The sequence below is a fragment of the Paenibacillus amylolyticus genome (genome assembly GCF_047302515.1).
GTDB lineage: Bacteria > Bacillota > Bacilli > Paenibacillales > Paenibacillaceae > Paenibacillus > Paenibacillus amylolyticus_G.
Map to the genome: position 1 here is coordinate 5,473,890 of NZ_CP168019.1, position 13,526 is coordinate 5,487,415.

The following is a 13,526-nucleotide window of genomic DNA, read 5'->3' on the forward strand; positions in this document are numbered from 1 at the left end:
CTATGCACCTGGATCGGGATTTCGTGATAAAAATTATACTTAGCCTTTGGATACAAGCTTGAAATCATCAAAGTGGAAACCTGGCGCTACTACGCAAGTTACCAGTACAGGCTCATCGCCCAGTGGACGCGCGGTTTGCCATACGCCGGCAGGAACGAGCACCTGCGGTGATTGCCCCGCAGCAATATCCATCCCCAGAACAAGAACTTCCTCGTTCTCAGGATTCTCCCCGTTGCCGCCCAGCTTCAGTTCAACCGGACTGCCGCTGTGCCACAGCCAAAGTTCATCGGACAGAACCGTGTGCCACTCGGAGATTTCATGTGCGTGCAGCAGGAAATACGTGGAACTTGCCGAGAATCGTGGGCCGGAGTACGTATCCGGCAGAACGGACTGTGGAATCTGATAAGATGCCTTCCATTCTTCCTTATACCAACCGCCTTCAACGTGAGGTTGCATATTGAGCGCAGCAACCAATGGCGATAATTCATGTGTCGTCATAACCTGTTTCCTTCCTTCCAAATCATATTGGAGACACTCCTTAACCAGAGTTTCGCCTCTCTCTCCCTACTCTAAAACATCATTCAAGTTTTGTCACCTTGACAGCACACGATTTCCAATGATAGCGTTTACAAAAAGATGGATGTTCCGTTATGATATGGATATCGTTGTTAATCCGTGAAGCAGAGGGGAGCTGTACCATGAGTCTCATAGAGGACCGGATTGGACCCAAATACCGAATCGGTGAACATTCATTTACCATTGAACATATGCGCAGACATGATGGGAATGGTATGCCACAACCTCACGCTCATCCATTCTACGAACTGTATTACTTACTTGAAGGTGAACGAGTGTATTCCATGAATGGTCAGATTCTGTCCGCCCGTAAGGGTGATTTTATTCTGATTAATCCACACGATGTACATACAACCTCCAAAGGAAGTATTCCCGGCTTCGAACGGATATTAATCGGTTTTTCGCCTGCTTTTGCAACAGGGATGGAACTTGGCATATGTGGTCTGCTGCCTTTTAATTGTTCAAGACTCCTTCGCCTGCCTGAAGCGGAACAGCCCGAGATGGAGCGTATATTGTGGCAGATGCTGCAAGAATGCAAAGAGCGACGCCCTCACTATGAGATCGCCGTAAGAAGTCTGCTTGCCCAACTTTTGATCCGTATTCATCGGGTAGAGGAGAACATCCGGCAGTCATGCCCCGGTCCCTTGCATCCGATGCAGGACAAAATCAGTGAAATTGTCACTTATGTGAATAAAAACTATACCGAACCACTTACGCTGGAGGGTGCAGCCAATCGTTTTTATATCAGTCCATCCTATCTGAGCCGAATGTTCAGCCGGTTTACCGGGTTTCGATTTAGCGAATATTTGCGTGTTGTTCGTGTCCGGGAGGCACAACGAAGATTACTGACCACACAAGAGCGTGTCCAGATGATCGCTGAGAAGGTAGGATTTGAGCATACGGCTCATTTTAACAAAACATTCAAACAGGTTACCGGTACAACACCGCTGCGCTATCGCAAGGAACACCGGTAGATCATCAGATAACTTCATATAAAAGCCGAGTGGGTAGCCTCGCTCCAGAGATTACGTACTCCTTATATCCAAAGGCATCACGATTACTGGATCTATGGCTACGCCACTACGGCTGAATTGGACCAACTTGTATAAACCCTACTACATACCTTTTACCTCCGAATGATTACACCACTTCGTACCTCAGGACCAACAGAGATCTGACGACCGTCTGTGTCGGCATCCCCTTCACGACATACAATGCCAGCGGATTCATGTCCGGTCACCATCAGAAGGCGGCCATCTGCGCCTTTGCCCTGAATGCTCTCTAATTCTGCCCCTTTGCACTGGTGCAAATGAACCAGCGGACCTTCAGTGATCTGCGCCTGCAATTCAGCGATATGCAGATGTTTCGCATGAGCACATTGGATACCACTGCGAGCTTGCACGTGGTAACGCTGGATGATCACCCCATCCAAAGGCTGTTCCGGCAATCCACTCACAAGCAACGCAGTGTCGGCACCGGCACAGACCACATCCGATATTCGAATATCCCGGAACACCGGCGTCTCCTCGCTAATCTCCTGAGATAGATCACTGCCCCGGGCGGACCCTTCCTGATTTGCATAGAAAAAGGAAAACGAGATGGCTTCCATAATGATATCTTTCATATATATGCGCTCAATCTGAATGTCCTCAACCACTCCGCCGCGCCCACGTGCGCTTTTGAAGCGAAGTCCTATGTCCGTACCGATAAATGTACAATCCGACACACGCACATGCCGCACACCGCCGGACATTTCACTGCCAATCACAAACCCGCCATGACCGTGATACACCGTGCAATCCCGAATGGTGATGTACTCCGATGGAAGACCCAGTTCACGGCCTTCGGCATCCTTGCCTGATTTCAGACAGATCGCATCATCACCGACATCGAATACACTCTTCTCCACCACCACATGACGGCAGGATTCAACGTCCAACCCATCTCCATTCTGAGAAAACCACGGATTCCGCACACTCACGTTACGAATGGTGACATGCTCAGATGCCCAGGGGTGCAGATTCCATGCAGGCGAGTTCTGGAAGGTTGGACCGTCCAGCAATACCCGGTTGCATCTCCGTAAACTGACCATGTTGGGACGTAAAAAGTCTCTGACTTCTTCATAGGCAGCGACATCACGCACCTGCTCCTGATGCAATCGATTCGCGATGGTGCCACCCTCAAGTGCAGCTGTGGTAGGCCACCAGATTTCTTCATCTCCGCCGGATTGCTCCACAACACCACCGGAAGCGACCAATTGGTTCCATTGTGAAGTGGTCATTTTGGAGCGTTTCACCGGACGCCACGCTTCCCCGCCACCATCCCATATCCCCTCACCAGTAATCGCAATATCCTCCAGTTGATCACCATCGATCGGGGATTGGCAACGTACCACCTGCCAGCCTTCGAAGCTTGATGCAATTAATGGGTATTGATCAAAATCTCGGCTAAACGTAACCAGTGCCCCTGCTTCCACATGTAGTTCGATCCGGCTGCGCATTACAATCGGACCTGTGAGCCACACCCCGGCAGGAATTATGATTCTCCCACCTCCTGCTTCAGCACATGAAGCGATGGCAAGTCGGAACATCTCCGTATTATCTGTTACGCCGTCTCCAACAGCTCCATAGTCTGTAAGCTGAAAATCCTGTACAGGAATGACAGGCAAATTGGCTTCATAAGCTCGAACATCGGACTGGGCACTTGCTCTCGACATTGGGGAGTGATATGTATTCATCGTGCAGAATCATCCTCTCTACATGTAATGGAATTGTTATGGGATCAATACATCGCTTTTACTTTCCTTACTTACGTTCAAACGGACGCTCTCTCACACCATCATATCAATGGCATGACGTGTAGGGTTGAGCTTTCTTGCCATGTACACGTGGAACTTGATGCTATTTGTTTTGTTAATCAGAGTCATAAATCAAACATCACTTTCAGTATACTCTATACAACTATTCCAAAGGTTGGAAAATAACTAGGAGAATAGATTCATTTTTCTGTCAGGATTCGTCACAAGGCATTTAATAACATGACAGATATATAACATATTTTCTGGCTATAGCCCTAGGGAACCCATTACTTATGTCATGTTTTATCACAAACCAATTGCCATAAGCAGGATGACTATGTATGATTAAATAACTAGTTTCAATTTATTCCTTATTATTCCTTTTACACACAGACGTTGCAGAAAGGATGGGGTGTACTCTTGATTGAATTTAGGGGTGTCCAGAAACATTTCGGTCATTTTCATGTCCTCAAGGATATCCATCTTCACATTGAAGAAGGAGAGGTCGTTGTCATTATCGGACCTTCCGGCTCCGGCAAAAGCACGTTACTCCGCTGTATTAACCGCCTGGAGACCATTACCGAAGGTGAACTTGTCGTCAGTGGGATTCCTCTACATCAGAAAAAGGTGGACATTAACCTCTTCCGCCGTGACATCGGCATGGTATTTCAACACTTCAATCTTTATCCTCACAAAAAAGTCATCGATAACATTACCCTTGCACCCATAAAGGTGCGCAAACAACCCAAAGAACAGGCAGCCGCAACAGCAATGAAGTATCTGACCCGGGTGGGCATTGCCGACAAAGCAGACAGTTATCCCTCCCAGTTGTCCGGTGGACAGCAACAACGGGTAGCCATCGCCAGAGGACTCGCCATGGAGCCCAAAATCATGCTTTTTGACGAACCTACCTCTGCTCTCGATCCCGAGATGATCGGGGAAGTCCTCGATGTTATGCGTTCCCTTGCCCATAATGGCATGACTATGGTCGTTGTTACCCATGAGATGGGATTCGCCCGCGAAGTTGCGGACCGGGTCATCTTCATGGACGAAGGCCGAATTGTAGAAGAGGCCAACGCTGCCGAATTTTTTGACAACCCCAGAGAAGAACGAGCACAGCAATTCCTGAGCCGTCTGATTCATCATTGAGAATAATCCACTATTCCATTTTGAAAGGGGTCTTTATTCATGAAGAAATTATTGAAATGGCCATCATTTATGCTTGTCCTCATTCTCTCCCTTGTATTGTCAGGTTGTAGTACAGGTACAGATACACCTTCAGCGAGCGGTGGTGGTGACGCCGAGGCGAAAGGCACGATTGAGCGGATTAAGGAACGCGGCAAGCTCATTGCCGGTGTGAAATACGATACGAAGCTGTTTGGCTTGAAAGATCCTGCAAGTGGCAACGTTGAAGGGTTCGATATTGATATCGCCAAGGCACTCGCCAAACAGATCCTTGGAGATGAGACAAAGATCGAACTGAAAGAGGTCACTTCCAAGACGCGTATTCCCATGCTGCAAAATGGAGACATCGACATCATCATCGCCACAATGACAATTACGGATGAGCGTAAGGAACAGGTAGATTTCAGTGATGTTTATTTCGAGGCAGGCCAATCCCTGCTGGTGAAAAACGACAGTGCGATTACCGGCCTGGAAAGCCTCAGCGGGGTGAAAGTGCTCGCGGTGAAAGGCTCCACATCCGCTCAGAACATTCGCGAGAAAGCCCCGGATGCTGAGGTGCTTGAATTCGATAACTATCAGGATGCATTCACTGCTCTCAAAGCAGGTAAAGGCGAAGCGCTGACCACAGATAACATCATCCTCATCGGTATGCAACAGACGGATAACAGCTTCCAATTGGTTGGTGGCAATTTCACAAGCGAACCTTATGGTATGGCCATTCGCAAAGGCGACACTGCCTTCGTGGAGGAAGTCAACACGCTGCTCAAAAGCATGAAAGACAGCGGGGAATATGACACATTACATGAGAAATGGCTGGGCGCGAAGCCCGAGTAACCCGAATTAAGATAGGTAAGCGGCGAATTCGTCTGTTGGATGCGAAGCATGAGCAGACGTAATCGCCGTTTCTACATCTGGAGAACGGAGGCTTCGCCTATATGGGCACATTGGATTTCAGCGTACTGATGCGACACTCGGATCGTTTTCTGGAAGGATTCCTGAATACGATTCAAGTGAGCATTATGGCTCTCATTGGCAGCTTTATCCTTGGCGCGATCCTGGCTATCTTTCGGATATCCCCTGTGAAACCGCTGAACTGGATTGGCACAGCTTTTGTGGAATTTATCCGAAACATCCCATTGCTGTTGGTTGTGTTTTTCTTCTATCTTGGACTGCCTGCACTAGGCATCTCGCTGGATGGATTTGTCTCCGGTACTCTGGGTCTGACCATCTACACCGCCGCTTTCATTGCCGAAGCGATCCGAGCGGGCATTCAGACGGTGCCGCGTGGACAACTGGAAGCAGCAAGGTCTTCCGGCTTGTCCTATGTACAGGCCATGAACCTGATCATTCTGCCCCAGGCCATCAAGATTGTGTTGCCGTCCATCGGCAACCAGTTTATCAATTTGGTCAAAAACTCATCCATTCTTGCCGTTGTCGCCGGTATGGATCTTATGTATTTTGCCGACCTGGTTAACTCGGATACATTCCAGCCGCTAAGTGTGTACACCATTGTTGCGCTGTTCTATCTGGTGCTGACGCTACCACTCAGCTTCCTAGTGCATTATATGGAGCGCAGATTTGGACAGAGCGATGCAGAAGCGCGCAGCACCAAAGGCAAACCGAAAAAGAACAAACCGGCAGGTCAGGTTACCATGTAACAGATTGACTTGTACCCGCGCAGATTTTTAGGGAAATATTGGCTTGTCCATGCCCCATCTATTGATCTTCGATATTCCATTCCTGCATACAGAAGGAGGCTACTAAAATATGGACTTTAGCGGGGCCTATGCGTGGCCCAACCTTCGTTTCCTGCTTCAAGGATTCCTGATTACCCTGCAGGTAGCAGGGCTATCTATTATATTCAGCTTTGTGCTCGGCACTGTGCTGGGTACGATCCGGTTTACCCGTATCCCTTTTCTGTCACAGATCGTGGCAGTGATCGTGGATACGATCCGGAATCTGCCGCTGCTGCTTATCATTTTCTTCATCCACATGGTGCTTCCACAGCTCGGGATTAAAATGTCCGTCTTCTGGTCCACAGTTGTTGGACTGAGTCTGTTTGAAGGCGCGATGATTGCCGAGATCGTCCGTAGCGGTCTGAAATCCGTTGAGCGTGGTCAGGTGGAAGCTGCCCGCTCCTCGGGCCTGAGTTACATGCAGACTCTCGGTGGCATCATCATGCCACAGGCGCTACGCCGTATGTCCCCGCCGATGGTCAGCCAATTCATTTCACTCCTGAAGGATACTTCACTGGCGATCATCATCTCTCTGCCGGAGCTGATGCACAACGTGCAGATCCTTGGCGGTCAAAGTTTCGATTACATTATCCCGGCCCTGCTGCTCGCAGCCGTATTGTATTTTGTCATCAACTACGCGCTGTCCATTGTCGCAAGGCGACTTGAGGCACGGATGAATTGATAATCAGAGGGAATAACGCATGAAAGCGCCCCAAAGACTCTAAACCCATCTATGCAGTGGATTTGGAGTCTTTGGGGCTAAAAATTATGCTCATCAATTCACGAGCTTCTCACCAATTTCTAACGAACTGAGGGAAGCTTATTTAACTATTTTGGAGATATTTTCTAATCTAACGAATCGTAGACGCTCTATTCTTCCGATTCATCCCGCTTTTACCCCCTTCAATTCGTCCACAATCAGCTCATCCGCTAGATGGCCGCTCCGTTGTGACGTAATCCCGCCTGTAACAGCTCGATCGGCAGATCAACCGGGTCCAGCTTCATCTTCACTGTTAGTGCAGCCGCTGTTCCCGCGGCCTCCCCGGTAGCCATACAGCTTGGAGTCAACCTTGTCGTTGCATGCGCCTCATGTGTGGTGGAGATGCAGCGTCCTGCCGCCAGCAGATTGCGGATATTGCGAGAGATCAGACAGCGATACGGAATATCGTACGCCCCATCTCCCTCTATAAAGGCAGCCACAACACCTTGACCCGAAGGGTCATGAATATCAATCGGATAACCACTTCTGGCAATTACATCGTCAAATTTCCGTCCTGCAACCACATCCACCTGTGTCAAAGCGTAATGACCTATAATCCGCCTGGATTCACGGATACCAATCTGCGGCGCTACTGCCGAGATCGAAGCCCGTTCGAATCCAGGCACATCACGCTGCAAAAACTCAGCGATCATCAGCACCTGCTTCCGGCCTTCCTGTTCCGCAGAGGTCAGATCCTCGGCATCTGTCGCATCAAGTCCCTGCACCCGGGTACAATTAATCAGCACTTCATCCTCTGCCGGTCCGGTAAAAAATAATACCTGGTCGCGATTAATCGGCACACCTGCTTTTTTCCACTGGGAGTAGAAACCACTCACCCCGGTTAACGGAATGCTGTCCAGTTCAGCAAAGGGAGTTTTCACATAGAAATCCTCCGGGTGCTCCAGCATGTATTGTTTCACTCGTCCAAGATCCACACCACGCATGCGGAATTTCATGGTCATCGGCTGTGACTGATGGTCGCCGTCTCGTCCCTTTGCTACAGAAGCACCCGCAAGATAAGCCAGATCCGCATCGCCGCTTGCATCCACGAATACGTTCGCCTGGAACTCCTTTCTTCCAGACTTGTTGGTCACTCGCACCGCTTCCACCCGATCATCTACAACGACCACCTCGTCCACAAAGCTGTGCAATAACAGCCGGACACCGGCCTCCTGCAACATCTCTGCCGCAACCACCTGAAAGATGGCTGGATGGTACGGCGTAACGGTATGCACAAATCCAACTGTATCGCGCAGATGCCCCGGAGAGCCGCCACGTGCCTGCAAACGATCCACAATCTCCTGTGCAATACCTTTAATAACCTGCTCACCTCGCTCTGTGTGGAAAGTCATCCAAGGATAGACCATAGCAGCGGTTGACATTCCTCCAACGAATCCGTATCGCTCCACCAGCACTGTTCGTATACCCTGCCGTCCAGCCGCAATGGCTGCCGCTATACCCGCAGGGCCCCCTCCCACAATAACGACATCTGCTTCTTCCTTTTTCATGTTCATCCGTTCACTCAATTGTTGTCCCTCCTTACTTTCTATTGCACGTATTGCGCGGCTTACTCTTTCAGTCCCGTCATGGCAACCCCCTCAATGAAGCGCCGTTGTGCCAGGAAAAAAACAATTAACAGTGGCAAGGTTGCCATGACGGTGGCGCTCATCAGATATTGCCAGGCTGTACCCACTTCATCTGTGAACAGGGATAATCCAAGCGGCAGCGTCATTAGATCACGCGAGTTAATGAAGATCAACGGATCAAAAAACTCATTCCAGATCGTCACAAACGTGAAGATCGTCAGCGTAGCCATACCCGGCTTGGCAATCGGCAGCATAATTCGCGCATATATCCGGAATCGGTTGCAGCCGTCCATCATCGCTGCTTCCTCCAGCTCGGTTGGCACCGTAATAAAGAACTGCCGCATCACAAAGATGCCAAATACACCACCCGCGCCAAAGATCGGCAATAATATCAGCGGAAGATGGGTATCAATCCACCCCAGTTGTCGCATGAATAGAAACATCGGAATCGCCGTGACCTCATGGGGAATCATCATCGCACTTAGCAGGATGAGAAATACCACATTACGTCCTTTGAACGGAATTTTGGCAAATGCATACCCTGCGAGGGAGGCAAAGAATACAGTTCCCAGCACAACCAAAGCAGAAATGTAGATACTGTTCCAATAAAAACGGTGAAACGGAATCAATTGAAAGACATCGATATAGTTCTGAAATCGGAATGTTTCCGGTATCCACTGCGGTGGATAGGTGAATATGCTCTGGGGTTCCTTGAATGATGTCGATATCATCCAGATAAATGGCACAATCATAATGAGGGAAATCAGGGCCAGCAACAAATACGTCCCCAGAGTACTTCCTATCTTCCGCCCCGAAGGACTAGGCATCGCCTTCATTGAATACCCACCTCTTTCGGAGCTGCCATTGCAGCAGCGTCAGAATTAGCACGATAAAGAACAGCACATATGCGAGAGCAGAAGCGTAGCCAAACTGAAATAATTTGAATGCTTTTTCCCAGATATAATAAACCAATACTTTTGTACTGTTGCTCGGCCCGCCCTGTGTCATCACGTAGATCTGCCCAAATACTTTGAGTGAACCAATCACGGTCATGACTACTGTCAAAAACACGGTTGGCGTGATCATGGGCAGCGTGACGTGAAAGAAGGTTCCCCTTCTGCCCGCCCCGTCTAATGTTGCTGCTTCGTACAGTGAACGCGGTACCTGCTGAATCGCTGCAATGAACAGCACCATATTCAGACCGACATTTTTCAGCACACTTGTCACGATAATCGCTGGCATTGCCAAATCCGGATTGTAAAGCCAGGCCGGACCTTTGATGCCCAGCATCAACAGAAGCTGATTAATCAATCCAGACTCTGTCGCATACATCAGCTTCCACACGATGGCCCATACGATCAACGAGGTCATGACCGGAACAAAGATGGCGGTTCGGAAAATTCCGATGCCCCGCAGATTTCTGGACAGCAACAACGCGAGCAGCAGGGCGAGCACAATATTAAGCGGCACCAGCCCCGCTGTGAAATAAACCGTATTGGCGAGCACTTTCCAGAACATCGCGTCTGTCATAATATCCCGGTAATTCTCCAATCCAATAAAATGATGATCCCCCAGCAGCGGCCAATCGGTCAGGCTCATGTATAACGCGAGACCCATGGGAAACAACAGCAGCAGGGTAAACCCAAGCACCATCGGCGATACAAACAGCCAACCCGCGATCTGGGCCTCTCTGGCGAGCGGCCCCCCTCTTTTGCGCTTGCGTGAATGGGTCACAATCAGGCCCCCCTTTTAATCAAACTTATCCCCTGAAGCTGGACTCTGTGACGATTCTATATAAGGTGAACTATACATTTACACAAGAACGTAGAGGACAGAAAAAACCTGAAGAAGCGAAGTGGTCGCCTTTATCCCCGGATTTCCCCTTTATATATGGGATTCAAAAAAAATCTGGGGATAACAGCGATCGGAAGGTTGTTCTGGCATCGGAGTGGCAAGTGTAAATATTCTTTAGTTCAACTTATATAATCCGGATGGTTCAGACTGTCCACCGCATTGCGGAACCCGTTCACAGCTCTTCGCAGCTGTTCCTCCGTGTTGCCTGTCACGACCGCCCCAAGCATGATCGCCTTGACCCCGGTATCGCGCAGCACTCGAACATCCTCCGGCACCAGCTTGCGCTGGGAAGGAACCAATACCGGTAGCTGGGCTTGCAAGACCAGACGGCGATACTTAAGCACATCCGCGAAACTTAGCGGTGTACCATATTCTTTTCCAGGCACAATGGATGCCTCCAGAGCGGTGAAGCCGAAGTGCGCTGCCGATGTTACGAGGGAAGCATCATATTCTTCATTGATCGCAAACGTTGGGTCCAGCCCCAAGTCATTCAACATGAAGGATGGCAAGTGATGTGCATAGATGGAATAGAAGTCAAAACCCAGTCCGGAAAGCCTTTCCACATCCTCTCGCCTTGCTCCATCAATACTGCCAGAAGGTACGACCCCAAGCGGACCACCAAACTCACTGCGGATCGCCCGAAATACCTCGGCATACATGTCTAATGGACCAAAATGATTCCCACTGGCTCGATGACCGACATTATAATGCACCTTCAGTGCATCAGCGCCCTCTTCCATAGCTGCCCGAGCCAAAGCAATATCATTCTCAGGTAGACTGACCACCAGCGACAGCGGTTTCTGCTCAAGTAATTCTTTGAATTTGCCCATCGTTCTCACCTCCGGTTTCGATCAAATGATTTAGGGTTGCAACACACTTTGGATCTCTTCCTGCATTTGGTTCAGGTTATCCTCAGCTGTCGCTGTCTTTGCAAACAGCCGGTCAAATCCCTGCAATACCGCATTGTCGATATCCTGCCAACGGATATGACCGGGAATTAAGCGCGCTTTGGGCATTTCATCAATGACGGCCTGCACGATATGCTCTTTGCTTGGGTTATTCGGCTGAAGAATGAATGCATCTGAATTCAGAACAGAGGTACGCGGAGGCACAAAGTAGGTGGCTGTCGCCTGAATCCCCTGCTCACTGGCAAAATACTTCAACAGCTTCTTCGTTTCCTCTGGATGTTTGCTGTCGTCGAACATGGCATATCCGGCCTGCCCCAGCATCGGTACACTGCCTTGAGAGCCTGAAGGCATAGGAGCGATGCTCCATTCAAAATCCGTAATTTCTCTCGCTTTGGAAACATAGCTGTAATTATCAAAGAACATGCCCACATTACCCGCATCAAAGCTGACCTGTTCGCCTGCCTTCGGGTGTGATTCATCGGTGAACATCATGCGTTCCAGTAATTCAAAGGTCTGTACGCCATAGGCATCGTTCCAGGTGAACGTTGTCATGCCTTCGTCGAATGGACCGCTTCCATTGGACCAGGAATAGGAGGAAAGCACCGCCCAGGTCTTCCAGTCGCGAAAAAAGTTGGCACCATAGACTCGGTTGGTCGCATCCTTACTGGTAATGGCTTTGGCGGACTCTTCGAACTGTTCCCATGTCCATTGTCCTTGGGTGGCAAGTGTGTTTGGATCAGTCAGGCCGGCTTGGTCGAACAGCGTTTTATTGTAGAACATGACCACCGGAGGTGTAGAAAAAGGTAATCCCAGCAGTTCATCACCATCACGGAACAAATCCAATGTACTTGGAATATAATCATCCAGCTTAAACTGTGCATCATCCTTGAACTCGGATACATCGGCCAGAATGTGGTTGGACTTGAATTGTGGCACCATTCGCTCCGATACCCAGGCGAGATCGGGAAGAGAGCCTCCGGCGGCAAGCACCGAAATTTTTTGCTGGTATTCTGCGAAAGGAACGGATTCCATCGTTACTTTGATGCCTGGATTTTCCTTTGTGAAGTCATCAATCAACTTGTTGTACACATCCATATGCGCCTGATTGCCCCACATCATGAACTTCAGCTCGACCTCTCCATTCTCTCCGCTTGCACTCCCAGATTCACTGTTAGAATTGGAGCTTGTGCACGCGATTGAAGCCATCATCATGAGTATAAACACCAGTATCAGTCCTGCTTTTTTCATGGAAATCCCCCTTATGGACGTCGTGGTATACATGTGCAACCAAAGTATAACGAAAGCATCGTTCCCCCTTAAATCACGTCAACTACAGAAATGGTATGGTTTTTCAAGAGATACTGAATCGGTCTCGATATTCTCCTGCGGTCCATCCCACCTGCTGCTTGAACACCAACATGAAGTGTTTGGGGCTCTGATGCCCGGATAACCGTGCCACATCATAGATTTTGAGACCCGTATTGATCAGCAACCACTTGGCCCGCTCCATACGTGCCTCTGTGATGTATTCGGAATAATTGATGCCTATTTCGTTCTTGAACAACTGGCTTAAATAAGTAGGGTTCAAGTTAACAAGATCTGCTATCGTCTGAAGTCGCAGATCTCCATCGGGATGTTGCTTGATGTGCTCCTTCACATCTCGGATAATCTTCCGTGTATCTCCACCAGCGTGTTCTGTTTTCCCAGATGGCTCCGGGATAGAAAGGGTTGAAATACCGTATCTGCGATCCAGCAGCAATTGAATCTTTTGTATGCATAATGCCAGTTCATAACGATCGATTGGCTTCAACAGGTAGTTCAACACCCCGAACTCCATCGCTCTGCGTGCATATTCAAACTCGCCATAGCCGCTTATGATGAGCATTAGCAATTCAGGATACATGTCTCTGGCTTTGCTTACCAAAGTTAAACCGTCCATTTCACGCATGCGGATATCCGTGATTAACACATCCGGCACCTCACATCTCAGAAAATCCAGCGCCTCGGTACCGCTCGATGCTTCGCCCGTTACCTGAAACTGAGAAGACACTTGTACGATCAGCTCCCTCAGTCCCTGACGGATGACCGTCTCATCCTCTACAAGCAATACTTTATACATGCGCT

The 13,526-nt window shown here is 49.2% G+C and carries 13 protein-coding genes; 5 read left to right on the forward strand and 8 right to left on the reverse strand.

What is annotated here, in order from left to right; translation table 11 throughout:
* Positions 1-39: 39 nt before the first annotated feature.
* Positions 40-498, reverse strand: a complete 459-nt coding sequence (locus ACDJ59_RS23855) for a cupin domain-containing protein (protein WP_076216501.1) — start codon at positions 496-498, stop codon at positions 40-42.
* A 200-nt stretch (positions 499-698) separates the two neighbouring features.
* Between ACDJ59_RS23855 and ACDJ59_RS23860 the strand changes: the two genes are divergently transcribed.
* Positions 699-1,550, forward strand: coding sequence for an AraC family transcriptional regulator (locus tag ACDJ59_RS23860; protein ID WP_341005877.1), 852 nt, complete (start codon positions 699-701; stop codon positions 1,548-1,550).
* 152 nt (positions 1,551-1,702) lie between these two features.
* Here ACDJ59_RS23860 and ACDJ59_RS23865 read toward each other — a convergent pair whose 3' ends face one another.
* Positions 1,703-3,313 (reverse strand): glycoside hydrolase family 28 protein, encoded by a 1,611-nt coding sequence (locus ACDJ59_RS23865; protein ID WP_413406291.1) that lies wholly within the window; start codon positions 3,311-3,313, stop codon positions 1,703-1,705.
* A gap of 480 nt (positions 3,314-3,793) precedes the next feature.
* Here ACDJ59_RS23865 and ACDJ59_RS23870 point away from each other — a divergent pair, with 480 nt between their 5' ends.
* The 4 genes from ACDJ59_RS23870 (at position 3,794) to ACDJ59_RS23885 (ending at position 6,976) form a co-directional block, all read left to right on the forward strand.
* A complete protein-coding gene (locus ACDJ59_RS23870; RefSeq protein WP_413406293.1) occupies positions 3,794-4,522 on the forward strand; it encodes an amino acid ABC transporter ATP-binding protein in 729 nt (242 codons plus the stop codon).
* A 39-nt stretch (positions 4,523-4,561) separates the two neighbouring features.
* Positions 4,562-5,392, forward strand: a complete 831-nt coding sequence (locus tag ACDJ59_RS23875) for a transporter substrate-binding domain-containing protein (protein WP_253505182.1) — start codon at positions 4,562-4,564, stop codon at positions 5,390-5,392.
* Between the two features lie 101 nt (positions 5,393-5,493).
* Positions 5,494-6,216, forward strand: a complete 723-nt coding sequence (locus tag ACDJ59_RS23880; RefSeq protein WP_036616642.1) for an amino acid ABC transporter permease — start codon at positions 5,494-5,496, stop codon at positions 6,214-6,216.
* A 109-nt stretch (positions 6,217-6,325) separates the two neighbouring features.
* Positions 6,326-6,976 (forward strand): amino acid ABC transporter permease, encoded by a 651-nt coding sequence (locus ACDJ59_RS23885; protein WP_413406296.1) that lies wholly within the window; start codon positions 6,326-6,328, stop codon positions 6,974-6,976.
* 248 nt (positions 6,977-7,224) lie between these two features.
* Here the strand turns inward: ACDJ59_RS23885 and ACDJ59_RS23890 are convergent, their stop codons facing one another.
* The 6 genes from ACDJ59_RS23890 to ACDJ59_RS23915 form a co-directional block, all read right to left on the reverse strand.
* Positions 7,225-8,562, reverse strand: a complete 1,338-nt coding sequence (locus ACDJ59_RS23890) for an FAD-dependent oxidoreductase (protein WP_413409903.1) — start codon at positions 8,560-8,562, stop codon at positions 7,225-7,227.
* A gap of 59 nt (positions 8,563-8,621) precedes the next feature.
* Positions 8,622-9,476, reverse strand: a complete 855-nt coding sequence (locus ACDJ59_RS23895) for a carbohydrate ABC transporter permease (protein WP_413406298.1) — start codon at positions 9,474-9,476, stop codon at positions 8,622-8,624.
* A complete protein-coding gene (locus ACDJ59_RS23900) occupies positions 9,460-10,374 on the reverse strand; it encodes a carbohydrate ABC transporter permease (protein ID WP_413406300.1) in 915 nt (304 codons plus the stop codon). The genes ACDJ59_RS23895 and ACDJ59_RS23900 overlap by 17 nt, the downstream gene beginning before the upstream one ends.
* Before the next feature lie 239 nt (positions 10,375-10,613).
* Positions 10,614-11,324 (reverse strand): hypothetical protein, encoded by a 711-nt coding sequence (locus ACDJ59_RS23905; protein WP_413406302.1) that lies wholly within the window; start codon positions 11,322-11,324, stop codon positions 10,614-10,616.
* 30 nt (positions 11,325-11,354) lie between these two features.
* Positions 11,355-12,650 carry an ABC transporter substrate-binding protein gene (locus ACDJ59_RS23910; protein ID WP_413406304.1) on the reverse strand — a complete coding sequence of 432 codons (1,296 nt, stop codon included), beginning with the start codon at positions 12,648-12,650 and terminating at the stop codon, positions 11,355-11,357.
* A gap of 103 nt (positions 12,651-12,753) precedes the next feature.
* Positions 12,754-13,521, reverse strand: coding sequence for a response regulator transcription factor (locus ACDJ59_RS23915; protein WP_413406306.1), 768 nt, complete (start codon positions 13,519-13,521; stop codon positions 12,754-12,756).
* Positions 13,522-13,526 lie beyond the last annotated feature (5 nt).

Bases quoted from the DNA above. Each gene is read 5' to 3' on its own strand.
- ACDJ59_RS23855 (WP_076216501.1), bottom strand. From the start codon at position 498: ATGACGACACATGAATTATCGCCATTGGTTGCTGCGCTCAATATGCAA.
- ACDJ59_RS23895 (WP_413406298.1), bottom strand. From the start codon at position 9,476: ATGAAGGCGATGCCTAGTCCTTCGGGGCGGAAGATAGGAAGTACTCTG.
- ACDJ59_RS23880 (WP_036616642.1), top strand. From the start codon at position 5,494: ATGGGCACATTGGATTTCAGCGTACTGATGCGACACTCGGATCGTTTT.
- ACDJ59_RS23885 (WP_413406296.1), top strand. From the start codon at position 6,326: ATGGACTTTAGCGGGGCCTATGCGTGGCCCAACCTTCGTTTCCTGCTT.
- ACDJ59_RS23890 (WP_413409903.1), bottom strand. From the start codon at position 8,562: ATGAAAAAGGAAGAAGCAGATGTCGTTATTGTGGGAGGGGGCCCTGCG.
- ACDJ59_RS23865 (WP_413406291.1), bottom strand. From the start codon at position 3,313: ATGAATACATATCACTCCCCAATGTCGAGAGCAAGTGCCCAGTCCGAT.
- ACDJ59_RS23910 (WP_413406304.1), bottom strand. From the start codon at position 12,650: ATGAAAAAAGCAGGACTGATACTGGTGTTTATACTCATGATGATGGCT.
- ACDJ59_RS23875 (WP_253505182.1), top strand. From the start codon at position 4,562: ATGAAGAAATTATTGAAATGGCCATCATTTATGCTTGTCCTCATTCTC.
- ACDJ59_RS23860 (WP_341005877.1), top strand. From the start codon at position 699: ATGAGTCTCATAGAGGACCGGATTGGACCCAAATACCGAATCGGTGAA.
- ACDJ59_RS23905 (WP_413406302.1), bottom strand. From the start codon at position 11,324: ATGGGCAAATTCAAAGAATTACTTGAGCAGAAACCGCTGTCGCTGGTG.
- ACDJ59_RS23915 (WP_413406306.1), bottom strand. From the start codon at position 13,521: ATGTATAAAGTATTGCTTGTAGAGGATGAGACGGTCATCCGTCAGGGA.